We start from the raw sequence: 17,010 nt of genomic DNA, 5'->3' as shown, positions 1-17,010 counted from the left end.
GGAGGCGGCCAAGCGGTCCCAGGCGGATGGTGAGGCGCCCAAGGGGCCGGAGGGTGGGGAGAAGGAGCCGCTGCCCGATCCCGCGTACACGTCGCAGGCTGAGTTCTTCCGGCAGCTGCGCGAGCAGAATGTGGCGGACCGTGCGGCGAAGGAGGCTGCGGAGGCGGCCAAGCGGTCCCAGGCGGATGGTGAGGCGCCCAAGGGGCCGGAGGGTGGGGAGAAGGAGCCGCTGCCCGATCCCGCGTACACGTCGCGGGCTGAGTGGCTCCGGCAGCTTCGCGAGCAGGGTGAGGCGGATCGTGCGGCGAAGGCGGCCGAGGCGGCTGCTCGCAAGGCGAAGGAGGCGTCGGATCCGTCTGTTGAGGACGGTGAGGGGGCCAAGGATTCGGCCGGTGGTGAGAAGGAGCCGCTGCCTGACCCCGGGCACTCGGCGGAGGCTGAGCTGCATCGGCAGCTTCGCGAGCAGGGTGAGGCGGATCGCGCGGCGAAGGCGTTGTCGGACCCGTTGTTCGCGGACCGTGAGAAGGCCAAGGCGTTGGCCGATGCCAAGAGGCCGCGTTCGACGCGGGAGCTCAGATTCGGCACGATCGACGATCTGAAGGCCAAGGAGGAGAGCGACAACTCCGGTGCCGCCGCACCGAATTCCGGCGCGGGCGGGCGGCGCGAGGGTGGGTCCGGCCCGGCCGACGGCGGGGCGCAGACGCGGGGGAAGTCCGAGGGCAGCCAGACCCAGGTAGAGCCGGCCCCCGCGGACTCCGACCGTTCCGGTGGGTCGGGGTCGGGTGGTGGTGAGAAGTCGGCTCCGCCGAAGAAGACCGGGATTGCCGGGTTTGGTGACCTGAAGGATTCCGGCGAGGGTAAGGCTCCGGCGGAGAAGTTCCCAAGTGGTCGTGGGCATCTGTTGACGGATGATCCCCTGCCGGTGCCGTCGAAGGATGAGGGGCCGAAGGCGTCGGGTGGTGGTGAGAAGTCGGCTCCGCCGAAGAAGACCGGGATTGCCGGGTTTGGTGATCTGGAGGATGCGGGTGGGGGTAAGGCTCCGGCGGAGAAGTTCCCTCGTGGTCCTGGGCGTCTGTTGACGGATGATGGCCCGCCGGTGCCGTCGAAGGATGAGGGGCCGAAGGCGTCGGGTGGTGGTGAGAAGTCGGCTCCGCCGAAGAGGACCGGGATTGCCGGGTTTGGTGACCTGAAGGATTCCGGCGAGGGTAAGGCCCCGGCGGAGAAGTTCCCAAGTGGTCGTGGGCATCTGCTGACGGATGATCCCCTGCCGGTGCCGTCGAAGGATGAGGGGCCGAAGGCGTCGGGTGATGGTGAGAAGTCGGCTCCGCCGAAGACCGGGATTTTCGGGGTCGGTGACCTGAAGGATTCCGGCACGACGGGGTCGGAGGGCAAGGCCCCGGCGGAGAAGTTCTCCGGCCCGGGGGAGAAGCTGGGCGGCGAGGACGCCACCCGGGGCGGGCGCGTCACCGAGTCGGGCCAGCGGGACCGGCGCCGCGACGCCGCCGAGCAGCGCTGGGAGGACCAGAAGAACGATCCGGTTTTCCAGCAGGAGGCCGAGCAGCGCGCCCGGGAGGCCGCGGAGGCGGAGGCCAAGGAGGCTGCGCGCCGGAAGAAGCGGGCGGAGGACGCGGCGACCCGCGCCAAGGCCGAGGGGCAGGCCCTCCAGGAGCGGCAGCGTCTGCGCGCCGAGGAGACGGCCCGCGAGGAGCAGCGGGAGGCCGAGCGGCAGGCGCGGGAGGTTGAGCGGCAGGCGCGACAGGAGGCCGCGGAGGAGGCCGACTGGCAGCGGCAGTTGGCCGACATGCGAGACGAGTCGGGTGGCGGTTCCGGCGTGCACGGCGAGGTGTCCCTGGCCGAGGCGCGGAAGCTACTCGCCGAACACCGTTCCAACGGGGTGGCCGACCCCTGGCGCCGGCTGGCGTCCGAACTGGGCGTCGACGTCGACTCGTTGAAGCGCCACGACCTGATGCCCGACTTCCCGGGCACCAAGGGGGAGCGCGGCCGCGAGCACGGGCATGGGCGCGAGCATGAGCACGAGCGCGAGCACGAGCACGAGCGCGACACCACGGCGGAGGACACCGAGCCGGCACCCGACCGGAACCGTCTCGGCGAGGACGACGGCAGCTTCGCCCACAAGAAGACCGCGAAGAAGGCCGCGGCCCCGCCGGAGGCGATCGTCACCCGCGGCATCGACGGCACCGGCGGCACCGTCGACAAGGACGCCCTGGACCACGCCGCCGGGGAACTCGTCAAGGACACGGGCGGTTCGACGACGCTCCCGTCCGGCGAGGAGTCCTCCTCGTCCGCTCCGTCCTCGCAGCAGCGGCTGGCCGCCGGAGCGCTGCTGAAGATCCACGACGGCCTCTACCACCCCGACGAGCCCACCGGCGGGATCACCCGGGACTTCGACAAGGTCCGTGCGTTGCGTCGCATGGAGAACCTCGCACGCGACGAGTACAAGATGCGGGCGCCCTTCCTGACCGGCGGCTGGCTGGCCGGTATGGCGCACGAACTGAACGGGCTGCCCGAGTGGACGCGTCCGCTGCCGGAGCACCTGCGGGCGTTGGTGGACGCGGCCGCGAGGATCGACCCGGCCCTGAGCGGGGCCGATCTGCGCGCCGCCCTGCGGCGGGAGCTGTCGACGCACACGCCGAAGGAGGAGTCTGTCCCGGTCCCCGACAAGGCTGACCCTGCGCCGAAGGAGGAGTCTGTCCCGGTCCCCGACAAGGCTGACCCTGCGCCGAAGGAGAAGCCTGTCCCGGTCCCCGCCGGGGACGACCCGGTGCGACCGGAACCGGAGAAGCGCAAGACGCGCTACCAGACCCGCCCTTTGACGAACTCGTCCGGTGCCACGATCGGCATCGTGGTGGGCGGCGGGCGCAAGGCGGAGCCCGTGCCGGAGGCGGCCGAGGACGTGCGGACCGTCTACTACTGGTCCGACCCCGGGAAGCCGTCCGACGGAGCCCCCGAGCCCGTGCAGCGGCCCGGAGCTCAGCCGGGCGGCGACACCCCGGAGAAGAACAAGCACTACAGCCTGACCGAGATCACCGGGCACGAGCCGTTGCTCGTGCTGATCCCCGACAACCTGGAAGACCTCGAACCCGAAGCACTCGCCAAGGGCGTGGCGGCCGACCTGCCGCACGACGAGCTCACCCCCGAGACCCCGCTGGTGCTGGTCGGACCGGGTGCCCTGGGCGCGGAGCTGGACTTCCCGCGGGCGCTGGCCAAGGCGACCGGCCGTACGGTGTGGACCAACTCCGTCGCGACGTCGCTGACCGACGGCCTCATCAAGGTGAAGGCCAAACTGCGGCCCGAGCTGAAGGAGAGGAAGCATACGAAGGCCGAGCGCGGGTTCTGGATCAAGGAGGTTCCGCCGGACCCGACCCTGCCGGAGAACGAACGGGCCAGCTCCATCCCGACCATGGGTGTCCGCGACGACAACGGCCACCTGGTCGACGCGAAGAAGCCGGACGTGGTCGACGAGACGGACCTCGACAGCCAGCCCATCCTGTTCCCGCTCGGTCGGCAGTCGGGCGGCCGCCTCTACCGGGACAGTTCCCTCACCCGCAAGTGGGAGCCGATCCGGGACGGATTCGACCCCACCACCCCCCACTTCGAGTACCTGCCGTCCGACTACTTCGACCAGAAGGATTCCAGGCCCGCAGCCGAGTCGGACAACCCCGACCTCAGCACGATCGGGCTCGTCCCCTGGAACGTCTCGGACCCCATCTACACGTTCATGACGCACGCCACCCACCTCGCGGCGGCGCTGACCACCCTGTCGGACCAACCGAGCGGGAAGAAGAAGGTCTTCGTCACCGGCGAGGCGCTCGGCCAGGTCATCCGTCGGCGGCCCAGCTTCCGGCGCATGCCGCCCGACACCCAGATCGTGCTGCTCGCCTGCCAGGCGGGCGCCCGCGGCGACAACGGCAAGGTGGTGGCGCAGGAACTCGCCAACGCCACCGGGCGCGTCGTGTGGGCGTCCACGACCACGATCAGCGTGAGCATCGGCCAGCGCGTCGCCCCGCTCGGCATCCTGAGCGACGAACACGGCACGCGCGGACGCTGGATCAAGTTCGAGCCGGGAACCATGGAGCCGGACACCGAGCAGGGCTCGCGCCGGCCCGTTGTCGCGGAGACCTCGGACGCGAAGACCAAGAAGAAGAAGTCCCGGGCCGTCGGCGTGCTCGGTGGGAACGAGCAGGCCGCCGTCGTCCCTCCGACGGCACCGACGGCAGCGCCGACGACACCGGCCACGCGGGACTGGCCCGTGACGGGCCGGCGGACGGCGGGGGACGGGTCGCAGTTCGACGTCCTGCGGGTCCCGGGCGACGGCAACTGCCTGTTCACGTCGATTCTGGCCAGCGCGCCCAGGCAACTGGATTCCTGGGCCCACGGGCACCTGGACGTCAGGGGCGCGCGCACGACCGTCTCGCAGTGGTTCCGGGGGGAGGAGGGCGCCACGCAGCGGGGGGACCTCGACGCCCTGGGGATGAGTCCCCTTCGGTTCCTGCTCTCCGATCACGATCTCACTCACCAGCAGTTGGAAGCGATCGCCGGCGCGCAGGGCTTGGGTCTCACCAGAGACGAAGTGCTCGATCACATCCTCGCGGTGTTCGGTGCGGGCGGGCCGCAGCAGGAGGCGGTCTGGGCTCGACTGCTGGATCGGATCCCGGCGCTCAAGGAGCGGATGTGGGTGCAGCCGGGGGACAGCGATCCCCGGCGCCTGACGCCGTCCGACCTGACTGATCGGCGGCTCAGCGAGTTCGTGGACATGGCGGTGCGCAACCGCGTGCTGTGGAGCACCCCGTTCTACGACGAGATCGCGGTGGTCGCCGCCCACGCCTTCGGCATTCAGCTGAGGGTGCACGACCAGAACCCCGTGCCCCGCCTGATGAACGAGGCGTCGGAGCAGGTCGTCCACATCCTCCGCTCGAATGAGCAGGACATTCGAGTGACCCACTACAGCGCGATGCGGCCGACGACCCCTCAGCCCACCACGCAGCGCCCGGCCGAAGCGCCCTCGGTCACCGAGTCGCAGACCAAGCCGACTCCGCCGCCACTGAAGGAGCCCGAGCCGAAGCCGAAGTCGGATCACGAGGGGCAGCAGGAGCCGAAGCAGGAGGATCTGCCGAAGCAGGATCTGCCCAAGGAGCAGGATCTGCCCAAGGAGCAGGGTCTGCCCAAGGAGCAGGAACAGCCGAAGGAGCAGGAACAGCCGGAGCACGAGCAGCACAAGCCGGTCCTGCTCACGGAGCAGGACCTGCCGAAGGAGCAGGAACAACCCAAACAGCAGGAGCAGCCCCAGCAGGAGCCGCCCCTCCCGGCCCCGCCGAGCCGGATGACGGAGCAGGGCTGGATCAGCGCCGGCGACCGGGTGGTGAAGGTCCACGGAACGGACGACCAGGTCGTGGCGGCAGTGCTCGCGAAGCTGCCCCCGAGTGTGTCCGCGAGCCGACGGGAGGAGATCCGGCGGCAGCTCGCCGAGCAGCTCGACGTTCGGACGCTGGCGCCCAACCTGTCCCGGATGACCCGGGGCGACGACGTGCTGGTGCCCCTGGACCTCGGCGGCGGCGCCGGGACGCTGCGGATCAGTGCCACGGTCGAGACGCCCGCATCGAAGCATCGGACGGAGAAGTTCGAGTTCGAGGACGGTGGTGACTCGTCCGCCGGAACGGGCGCCCTGCGCGAGAGCCGGTCCCGGTGGGGCGGCGGTGTGGTGGTGAGCGGCAAGCCGGCGTCGAACACCGGGGTGTCCGGGCCGGTGAGCGGGGCAGTGGACCGGAGCAGGGCGGTGACGGTCGCCGCGACCGGCCGGATGACCCACCGCAGGAAGACCGGGGAGCCGGTGCTGTGGATCGACGCGACGATCCGGCTGGACCTCGACTTCTCCGAGGTCCCGGGCGTGCGGACGCTCACGCGGCCGTTCTCCCGCACCCCGCTGGTGGGCACCGGGCGGACCGGCCCGGAGGAGCGTCCGGAGCCGGTGCTGCCGGTGCCGTTGTCGGTGCGGATCGTCACGCCGGCCGCCGAGGCCGTCCCCGCCGGGCCTCCGCCGGTGGTGACCCGCCACGCCCCGCCGACCCGTGTGCTGCAGACGGCGGCGCTGGGCGGGATGGACGTGGTCAAGAACGTCCACACGCTGCACGGGCGCGGGAACCGCACCGCCGGTGACACGGCGCTGTTCGGACCGGCCGCCGCGCCCTCCGGGTTGGAGGCCTTCGGGCGGCAGAGGTTCGGGGACGCCTGGAGTTCGGTGCGGGCCGAGATCCTCGCCCAGCTGGACCTGCCCAGCCTGCAGTCCCAGCTGAGGTCCATGACGACCGGTGAGCTGCTGGAGATCCCGCTGTCCGACGGCCGGGGCAGCATCCTGATGTCGGCGAAGGTGCTGGAACTGTCGCACCTGCGGAACACCGATGCGGGCGAGTTCAACACCGGCGCCGACATCACCAGCACCGTCACCTCGTCCGACACCAAGGCCCGGACGCTCGCGCTGGGCGTCTCGGTCAAGCAGTCGGGCGGAACGGGCTTTCTCGGCGGCGCCGGAACGGGGGGCCCGAGCGGGCAGCGCGGCAGCGACCGGAACACCATCGGGCAGAACTCCCAGCGGACCGGAACCGCCCTCAAGGCCAAGGTCCCGGGCACGATCTTCGATGGCACGGCCGAACTCACCCTGGTGCACCAGGACGCGGAGGGGAACCTCGCCCCGGGCCGGGCGACGACGCAGCTGGGCTTCCAGGCGCTCGTCGAGACCGCGGAATGCCGACCCCCCGGCGCGGAGAACACGTACCGTCCCGACGCCGAACCCGGACCGCTCCAGGCGCCGGAGCTGCCTCCCGGCTCCGCCGCGTGGGAGCCCAAGCCCGAGCTGTGGGGGTCCGACCCGGCGAAGGGCAAGAACGGCCTCCCGCCGGGCACGGTCGTGCTCGACGTCGTCCCGCACGCTCCCGGGACCGGCACCACCGAGCCCGTCAGGCCGCTCAGGGAGGTCCTGGAGGCGCTGGGGCGCCGGACCTTCGGCGCCCAGGGCTGGAACGAGCTCGGCCCGTTGGTGCGCGGGGCCTTCCGTCACGAGCGGCTCGGGGCCCTGCTGACCGGGATGAGCCACGGCATCGACCTCCGCTCGCCGCTGCTGGTCAGGACCGGTGAGCGGGACGCCCTGGTGCTGGCCGGAGCGAAGGTCCAGAAGCTGGAGTACGTTCGGGAGTTCGAGAAGGACGCCGAGCTGAACGTCGTGAACGAGTGGGCGGCGGGCGGCGGCGTCCGGGAGAACACGTTCCACACGGCGGGCGGCCAGCTCCAGGGCGGGCCCGAGTTCAAGCCCCCCGGCACCGTCGTGGGGGTCACCGGCGGGGTCGGCCACACCACCCGGTGGCGCGGCGGCGACCGGACGGCCGACTCCGTCAGCGGCACCGCCAACGCGAAGTTCGCCGAGAAGATGGTCGTCTACCTGGCCACCGTCGAGCTGGACGTCAAGGTCGTCGAGGACGGCGGCGGCGGTACGACCACGCCCGAACGAGCCCTGGTCCGGGCGCTGTTGGCCGTCCCGCAGTCCCTGACGGAGTCGCACCGGACCCCGGAGGGCGAAGACCTTCCCCCGGCCCGCCTGGTGTTCGACCGCCCGAAGGTCCAGCCCGTCGACGAGACCCCTCATCCGGAGGAGACCCCGTTCGTCGAGGAGACGCCGGGCGTCGAGAACATCCCGCTCCTGCCGAAGGCCCCCCCAACGGGCGGCGCACCGGAACGGACGCTCACCGTGCAGCCGCCGTCCCGGGTGTCCCGGACCGGCGAGCTCGCTCCCTCCGACCCCGTCCTCGGGCTGCACGACGCGCGGGCCGTCCTCGACGCCGTGGGCGCGAAGCTGAAGCCGCTGTTCGGCGATCACTGGGCCTGGGTCGAGGCGGCCCTCGCCCCCCACCTCGACGAGACGGCGCTGCGCCCCCGGCTGTCGGCCCTCACCACCGGAGGCGGCTGGATCGTCTCGGTGTCGCACGAAGGGATCACCGTCGAGATCCGGGTCGTCGGGGCCAAGGTGACCATGCGGGAGTACCAGGGGCCGATCGAGAAGTGCGAGTTCGAGCGCGGCGGCGAGACCGTGTCGTCCACCGGGGCGCTTCGCGACGTGCGCGGCGGAACCAGTGTGACGGCGGCGCTCGACATGAAGTTCCCGTACGTCGCGGTGACGCTCGGCCAGTCGTCCGCCGGGCAGGAGACGGTGGGCTCGACGCGGGACGTCGTGACCGGCCGGTCCGAGAAGGAGAAGACGGTCGAGCGGGCCGCCCGGTTCACCGGTGACGTGGAGTTCGACGTCGAGATCGTGGCGAAGCCGACGCGGTCGACGGCGCTGATCGGCCGGTCGGACCGGCAGCGGATCGCCCAGGCCTCGGGCCGGACGAACGCCGTCACGGCGGCCGGCTTCGTGTTCCCGGTCCGTGAACTGCCCATCGACCCGAAGACCGGCACCGCCCCGACCCCCGGCACCTTCCGCTCGGTGCCGGAGCGGATCGTGTCCTCGGGCGTGCTGAGCGGTTCCGACGTGATCCTGCGGGTCTGGGCGCCGGAGCCCAAGGACGGTGCGTCCGGCCAGGAGGGCGGGACGCCGGAACCCAAGGACGGTGCGTCCGGCCAGGAGGGCGGGACGCCGCCCGCCGGGCCCCAGCCGACGGGCGGTCAGCAGTTCGTCCGCACCTCCTTGCTGGACCAGCTCGACGGCCGTGGACGGGAGGTGTACGGCGCGAGCTGGGAGCGGGTCCGGCAGGCGCTGCAGCCGGCCCTGCTGCCGGGAGCGCTGCAGTCCCGGCTGCGGGCGCTGATGGCCGGTCAGGAGGTCTTCGTGAAGGTGCCCGGCGGCACGGTGGTGCTCCGCTGGGCCGGGGTCCGGGAGATGCGGCACACCGCCGACACGGCCGAGACCGAGTTCGCGGCCGGCGGCACCAGCGGCGTCGCCGAGGGCGGCGCCGACGGGAAGGCCGGCCACAACCGGGCCACCGACGACACCTTCACCGGGCGGGTGGTGGGCACCACCGACCCGCTCGGGGCGATGCCTGCCGCCGTCGTGGCCGGCGCCACCCTGAGCCACGTCCGGGGCCACGAGCGGATCGCGGAGCACGACGGCGGTGGCCGGACGGGCCTGGCGACCAAGACCAAGGTCGCCGGCAGCGTGTTCGAGGGCACCGCGATGATCCAGGTCGAGATGCGCCGTAAGGGGTCGGCGCGGCCCGTCCACGGGGCGGCCCCGCAGGAGGCGCGGACCGAACGGCTGCGCCAGGAGGAGCTCCGGCGGCAGACCGAGAAGCTGCCCGAGGGCGCCCCGCTGCCCAAGCCGTTCGAAGACGAACTCATCCGGCAGAGCCAGCGGATCCAGGACTCGGCCCGCGCCTGGCGGGCGAAGGAGGCCGCGAAGGAGGCGGCGAAGGAGCCCCGGAAGGAGACCCCGAAGGAGGAGGCTCCGCAGGACGGCAACGCGGAGAACACCGCCCCGACCACCCCGCACGGCACCGGCGCCCCGAGCACGCCCGTCGCGCCGACGACGCCCGGGCGCGGACGCCGTCAGGCCACCGTCCCCGTCGAGCTGGGCTTCGAGGTGCTGCTGGAGGCCTCCGACACGAAGGAGGTCACCACCCGGGAGGAGACCTCCTACCAGGCCCCGCGCCCCGGCCAGGAGGAGAACAAGCCGAAGCGCGAAACCGTCGAGACGACTCACCTGGTGCCGCCCCGGGAGGTGTGGGAGGGACTCGGCGCCGAGGACGTGGTCGTCGACCTGCCCGACGTCGGATCGCTGCGCAACCTGCTCACCACCCTGGGCCGGAACGAGTTCCGGCTGGAGGAGAACTCGGCCGCCATGCGCAAGCTCAGGCGGATGTTCGACCGGGGCACCCTGATCGACTCCCTTCCGGACCTGACGGCGGGAGGGGAGCGGGTCAAGACCCTCCGGCTGGGCGTCCTGGACAAGGTGAGCGTCACGGTGAAGGCCGAACTGGTCGGCCTCGGCCAGGGCCGCGAGGAGAAGAAGTCGGAGATCGCCCAGTCCGCCGAACTGGCGACCCGGTTCACCGAGCGGGCGCTGTCCTCCCGGATGACCCAGCTGATGGGCCAGATCGGCGTGGAGTTCTCCAAGGTCAAGGGCAAGATCATGACCGGGATCACCTTCGGCGGCGGCGCCGGCCGCCGCACCGGAGGCGAACGCACCCTTGCGGAACGGACCGTGGCGAACTCCAAGTACCCCGAGCCGCTGGTGCGGTTCCAGGGGCACGTGAAGTTCACCGTCTCCTTCCAGCACCGCTCCGGCCCGTGGTCGTGGCGGCCGCGCACGGTGGTCGGCGACGTCCCCGTCGTGGTGGGCGTCCCGAAGAAGTCGGTCACGCAGGAGCACACCGGGCCGAGCGACACCTACTTCACCAAGGAGAACTGGCGCAAGGGCCGACGGCCGTCCGACCGGTACGACCTCCCGCCGGACACGGAGGAGAAGCCGAAGCCTGAGGAACCAAAGCTCGAAGAGCCGAAGCCTGAGGAGCCGAAGCCTGAGGAGCCGAAGCCTGAGGAGCCGAAGCCTGAGGAGCCGAAGCTCGAAGAGCCGAAGCCTGAGGAGCCGAAGCCCGCACCCCCGGCCTCGAACGACATCGCCGGGCAGGTCGCCGAACTTCTCGGTGGCGCCCCCGGACAGCTGAAGCCGCCCGCCACGAAGCCCGCCGAGCAGGGCAAGGAGCAGAAGAGCGGAAACGGCGGCGAGCAGAGCGAGGAGAACAAGGACCAGGCCGACGAGCAGAGCGACCGCGACGAGGCGCAGTCCGAGCAGCCCAAGCAGCCTGCGCAGGAGAACGAGAACGAGGCCGAGGAACACCCCAAGCAGCCCGAGTCGGAGATCCACCAGGAGAACCAGACCGAGGAACACGCCGAGCAGAGCGACAAGGCCGAGGAGCAGCCCGAGCAGGAGAACCAGAGCGAGGAGCAGCCCAAGCAGCCCGAGGCCGCGGAGCCGACGAAGGACGCCGGCACCGAGCCGCAGCAGGCGCATGAGCCGGAACAACTCGCCCCGCAGCCGCCCCAGTCCCTGCTGGTGCAGGCCAACCGGGGTGTGCCCGGCGACCGGAAGGGCCTGCGGATGGCCTCGGGAGCCTTCGTCGGCGCCGAGGGCCGGCACAACAACGCCCCTGCGGACGTCCTGGCGTTGACCCGTCGACTGGAGGAACTGAACGTCCTGCCGCCGGAGGCCGCCGGGGCCGTACGGCAGGAAGCGGAGCCGCTGCTCCGGAAGATCGAGGAGCGCCGGGTCAGGCTGCGCAACGCGCCGCCGTTGAAGAGCCCGGTGGCCCAGACGGCCGTCGAGCCGCTGGTGGAGGCGGCGGCCGGGTACCTGGGGGCGCCACTGTCGCGTGAGCAGGCCCGCACGCTCGGCCTGGAGCTCACCGACAGCGTCGGCCCCGGGGCGGTGAACAGCCCGGCGGACGTGCTGGCGGCGGGCCGCCGGCTCCACGAGCTCGGGCTGCTCGACGACGCGGCGCTCACTGCCCTCGCCGACGCCGGCCCGTTGCCGCAGGCCTTCCTCGACGGACTGCTCACGCTGCGCGCCGACCACCTCGGCGGCCGCTTCGACCTGCCCGTTCCGGACGGCGGCCGCCAAGTGGCCGACGCCATGCGCGACCTGGCCCGGCGCGAGGCCGTGCTGGAGTGGCGCGCCTCGGGCGCGCTCGACCTGGAGAAGACCGACTTCGCCACCTGGGCGCTGGACGGCCCGGCCGACCAGCCGCCGCCGCTCGCGGCCGGCAGCACGCTCAACTGCTGGGAGTCCGTCCTGCTCACCGCGCACTCCCAAGGACTGGTCTCCTGGGAGTGGATCCACGAGACGTACGCGAGCGGTCTGGAGGGACCGCAGTGGACGAAGAACCTGATCTCCCGTCTGCTCCCGCACACCAGGACCACCTACGACTCGACCTCCCCCGACACGCCGTTGCCCCGCGAGGGCGACATCGTGGTCTACGGCCAGGGCAACCACGTCGCCGTCGCCACCGGCCGGACGGACGAGAACGGCGCCCCGGTGCTGCTGAGCTTCGGCGTCAGCCCCACCGACAACGAGGCCGAGGTCAACCGGGTCATCGAGGCCGGCGCGACGGACCTCTACCCCGGCGGCGCCGACTTCGGCCCCGGCCCCTGGACCGTGCGGCCCGTACCCGAGGCCGCCGCGCCGCACGTCGAGCCGGTGACCCCGCCTCCGCATGGTGAGCCGGTCGCACCGCCTCCGCACGTCGAGCCGTCCGCCCCGGTCTCGCAGGTTGAGCCGGTGACCCCGCCTCTGCCTCCGCACGTTGAGCCGGTGGCGCCTCCTCCGCACGTTGAGCCGGTGGCGCCGCCTCTGCCTCCGCACGCTGAGGCGGTGACCCCGCCTCCGCACGTCGAGCCGGTCGCACCGCCGCCTCCGCCCGCCGGGCCGCCGAGGGCGTCCGACATCCTGGAGATGGGCTTGCCGGACCGGCTCCTGACCCTGGACTCGCTCTCGCCCGACGTCCGCCGCGCCCTCGCGGCCGACACCGACTTCGTCGGACCCCTGCGGGAGCGGCTGTCCCCGGCGGAGTTCGCGACGGTCGCCGCCCGCCTGCTGGTGGACGTCGATCACCGGGTGCACCGCCCGGCGTCGGCGCGGCAGGCGGCGCACGCCCAGCTGGAGCTGATGCTCCAGAACCCGGACGTCGCGTCCGACCTGTTGACGCGGCGGGTGCGCGTGGTGGTCGTGCCGCGCGACGTCGCGATGACCGAGGTCGAGGGTTTCCGCCACATGGCCGGCGGAACCGTCGGCGAGGGTGGCCGCCTCTGGGAGACCGTCCGGGGCGCGGCCGAGCACGAACACATCGCGGTGACCGAGGAGAACCTGCTCGGCGAGGACACCGGCATCGGCGAGGTGGCGGGCTTCGAGGAGGGCTACTCCTCCACGACCCACGAATTCGCCCACGCCCTCCACGAGTTCAGCCTGACCGACGACGAGCGCTCGCTCGTGCGGGACGTGTTCCTGGACAACCACATGGCCGACACCCTGAGCCAGCTGTTCGGCACCGAGTCGACCGCCGCCTGGCCCGACGGCCCGGTACACGACAAGGACGGCAAGCTGGTCGGGAACTACTCCTCGTCGGACGAGCGGGAGTTCTTCGCGCAGCTGAGCAACGTGTACCTCGGGACCAACCGCGGCGACGACCCGGGCACCCGCCGGCCCCGCAACAACGGCGCCGACTGGGTCCGCGACCACGAGCCCGTGCTGCTGCCCATCCTGGAGCGGCTCTTCGGGGAGAACCCGGAAACGGCGCACGCCGGGCCGGTCAACCCGGTCCGCGAGACCCGCGCCGACAACGAGATGCTGGGCGGCTTCCTTGAGTTCATGCGCGGCGTCGACGGCGAGGAACACGTCGAGGAGGGCGGCGAGGAACACGTCGAGGACCTTGAGCCGCCCGTGCCGCCGCAGCCGCTCTCGGAGGCCGACCTCATCCAACAGATCCTCAACCCCGCCGGATCCGGGAGCAGTTCGGCGGCCGCATCCCCGCCAGGGACGCGCGGGGCTGATCGCGGCCGGGGACGCGGGAACGACACCAGGGGCGGAGCCCAGGGCGGGTTCGGACGGGGCCGCGGACGTGGGACCAGCGCCGATCCCGGTTCGACGCCGTCGAGCGATCCCGGTGGTGGGCGCGGTCGTGGGCGTGGAACCGATACTGATCCCGCTGGTGGGCGCGGTCGTGGGCGTGGAACCGATACCGATCCCGGTCGTGGTCGTGGAACCGGTCGTGGTCGTGGTCGTGGAACCGTGGCACCGGGAGAGAACAACCCGCCCCGCTCGACCTCGCGCGGCGCGAGTTCGCAGTCGGCGAGCAGCCAGATCGGGCACGTGATCGAAAGGGACGGCACGCTCTACGTCACCAATGGCACAGTCGGCGAGCCCGGCTACTCGGAGCTGCCTCTCGACCTGCGCGCGCCCAGCCTTGAGGCGCCTCTGGGGCAGGAGACCGACTCGTTGCGCGGAGCTTTCGGCCGCTCCCTGGACCGGATGGCGCGGGTCATGATGGACGCCGACCGGTACGGCCGCGGTGCGAGCTTCAAGGACACCGGCACGCCGCACCTCGCCCTGACCGTCATCGACGGCGTGGTCCATGTCGCGGGTAACTCCGGAATGGGGCCGGGCAAGATAAAGGACGCGACAGATCGCCTGGCGAACCTTGCCACGCCGGAGGGCCAGGAAGGCAGGAACCACGACCTGGCGAAGCTCCGAGCGATTCGGGACGGGAACTACCGGAGCAAGGACTTCGTGGGCTTCGACGACCACAGCCGGGGATTTGACGCGGTCCGCGAGGCGCTGAAGGAAACGAACAAGATCAAGTGGCTCCCCAACGTCAAGGGCAAGGGCGAGGGCTGCCTCCACGGTGAGATGGACCTCCTGAACGAGGTCCAGAAGCGGATGCAGGCGGAGTTCGACGAGGCCGTGAAGAAGGCCAAGGAAGCGGAGGAGGCCCAGAAGAAGAAGGAGGCGGAGGAAGCCGAGAAGGAGGGAAGCGAGGAGACGAAGGAAGAGGAGACGAAGGAGGCCGAGGCGAAGGAAGAGGACGCGACGGACGCAGAGCAGAAGGAGGACAGCGAGGGGTCGGACAGCGGGACATCCAGAGGCGGAAGCGGGAGGACGGCCGAGGAGAAGGGCAAGGCCAGGGCCGACGAACTGGGGCTGACGCCCTGGCCGATCGGTGGCAGGAAGCGCGACTGCATGGCGTGCCACTGGGCTCACGCCATCTTTAACGAGCACATCGCGAAGGGCCTCGGCTTCGTCGTGGTGACCGGCGGTACCCACGGAAAGATCTTCAACGGCTGGGCGGCACCGGACTGCATCAAGGAGCACCCGAAGGCGATGGCCGCGCTGGAGGCGAAGATCACCGGGACCGAAGTGCCGACCAAGGAGGGTGGCAAGAAGCTCGACTTCGTGAACGGCGTGATCGTCGCTCCCCAGGGCTACACGCCGGCGCAGGGTGCTCATGACGAGCCGTACATCTCCGACTCCGAGCCTGGCTCCGAACCCGAGGCCGAGCACGACTCCGAATCCAAGGACGGCGACAAGCCGTCGGGCTCGGACCGGAACGAGAACGCTGACCAGGCCGCGACCGAGCAATCGAGCAGTTCGAGCAGCTCCGCGCAGACGACGACCTCCGAGCAGGCGCCGGCCACCCCGCAGACGACCATCGCGGGAGGACCCGGATCGAGCTCGGCGGGAGGGGGCAGCCAGACGCCCGGGCGCGGCCGGGGCCGGGGCCAGGGTGTCTGGAAGCGGGGGAACAGCCGGGGAGGGCGTGGCCAGAGCAGTGACAGGAACACCGGCTGACGAGTTCGTCCGCTGCTGAACCTCCGGGTGCTTCCCGGCCGTCGAGACGAATGGACGTGCCGTTCGGCCGCCTCGACCGGGGCCGACCGGCGGCCGTCCCTGCCGAGCATCGTCATCGAGGGCCAGGGGGCCATGGTGGGCAAGGACCGGAGCGGCCGGGGGAGCCGGACGGAAGGGGCGGAGGGCGCCGGGATCGAGCTGCCCGCCGTGGCGTGGGTCGTGCCCGAGGAGTTGGAGGCCCGCCCGGCGGTGGCCGCGAAGGCGGAGCCTGAGAAGGCGGAGCCCGCGAACGCGGAGTCGGCGAAGGCCGAGCCTGCCAAGGCCGAGCCCGCCAAGTCCGGGCCGGCGAAGGAGGAGCCCGCGGCGGTGTCCGCCAGCGGCGCGGCGCCGGCCGTCGAGAGTGCGAAGCCCGCCACGGGTGCCGCGACCGCTGCGGCCGCCGCCGAGGCGCCCGCGGGCGTGACCGCGGTCGCCGGCCCGGCGCCGGCCGAGGAGGAGGGCGGCGGACCGCGCCGGATCTCCCGGCCGATGGTGGCCGCGGCCGTGATCGCGGGCCTGGTACTGGTCGGTGTGCCGTTGGGCATCTCGAAGTTCGGCGGGGACGACCCGGGGCCGTCCGGTGCGGACGGTCCGCCGCCGGCCGGGTACACGCAGCAGGACGGCGGCAACGGGTTCGTCCCGGGTGCCGACGCGCACGGGAACCCGCTGGGCGAGCAGCCGGTGGCGAACGCTCAGCCGGTCGCCGGCCCGCCGGCCGGTGACGCTGCCGCGGCGGCGGCCGGCGGCGCGGCCGCCGCCGGCGGTGCCGTGCCGGACCAGGGCGACGGCGGCAGCCAGACCGTGCCGTTCGCCGGCCGGGTCCCGGCGGGCGGCGGTGCGCCGTCCACCGGTGGGAAGCCGGACCCGAGCAAGAGCGCCGGCGGCGCGCCGGCCAGCCAGGGCGGCGGTGGTGGTGGCGGCGCTGGAGCCGGTGCCGGAGCCGGTGCCGGTGCCGGAGCCCCGCAGACCCAGCCCCAGCCGCCGGCGGCCGCCCAGCAGCCGCCCGCCGCCCAGCAGCCGGCCGCGCCGCCCCCCGCCCAGCCCCCGGCCAAGGCCGCGCAGCCGGCCCCGCCCCCGCCGCCGAGCTACGCCGGGGTGGCCGGCCCGGGATGCAGCGGCGGGGGCGCCCAGGCACGCGGCTGGTTCGACAAGGGGCAGGAGGGCTGGCGGAACAACTCCGGCGGCTACGCGGGGGACGGCTGCAGCGGCGGCTACTACTCGATGCCGATGTCGGGCGACGCCAAGGACCACGACAACTCGGTGGTCTGGACGTTCAACACCGGGTCGGTCACCACCGGCAGCTGCCAGCTCTCGGTGTACGTGCCGAACAGCGGGGACGTCAAGGCGGTCGGCGGGGCGCCGTCCTTCTACACCGTCCAGAGCGGCTCCGCGTCCGGTTCCTTCCCGGTCAACCAGGTCGGCAGCCGGGGCCAGTGGGTCTCGGCGGGCACCTTCCCGCTCAACGGCGGCAAGATCGCCGTGGTGCTGCACGACCGCGGCCTGGACTGGGACGGTCCCACCAAGACGTACGCCCACCACGCCGCGTCCGCGATCCGGGCCAACTGCACCGGGTGACCGACCTGCGCCACCCGGCCCCCGGCCGGACCCGCACCACCGCACGACAGTCACGA

Annotated in this window: 2 protein-coding genes; both read left to right on the top strand. The window is 72.3% G+C overall.

Annotated features, from left to right (window positions below):
* Positions 1 to 1,270 precede the first annotated feature (1,270 nt).
* Positions 1,271 to 15,340, top strand: a complete 14,070-nt coding sequence (locus tag P3T27_RS21600; RefSeq protein WP_280680826.1) for a hypothetical protein — start codon at positions 1,271 to 1,273, stop codon at positions 15,338 to 15,340.
* Positions 15,341 to 15,472: 132 nt separating this feature from the next.
* Positions 15,473 to 16,954, top strand: a complete 1,482-nt coding sequence (locus P3T27_RS21595; RefSeq protein ID WP_280680823.1) for a hypothetical protein — start codon at positions 15,473 to 15,475, stop codon at positions 16,952 to 16,954.
* Positions 16,955 to 17,010 lie beyond the last annotated feature (56 nt).

Source organism: Kitasatospora sp. MAA19 (assembly GCF_029894125.1).
GTDB lineage: Bacteria > Actinomycetota > Actinomycetes > Streptomycetales > Streptomycetaceae > Kitasatospora.
Note: the sequence above shows the minus strand (reverse complement) of the source record. Positions and strands in the feature narration are given on the sequence as shown.

Bases quoted from the DNA above. Each gene is read 5' to 3' on its own strand.
- P3T27_RS21595 (WP_280680823.1), top strand. From the start codon at position 15,473: ATGGTGGGCAAGGACCGGAGCGGCCGGGGGAGCCGGACGGAAGGGGCG.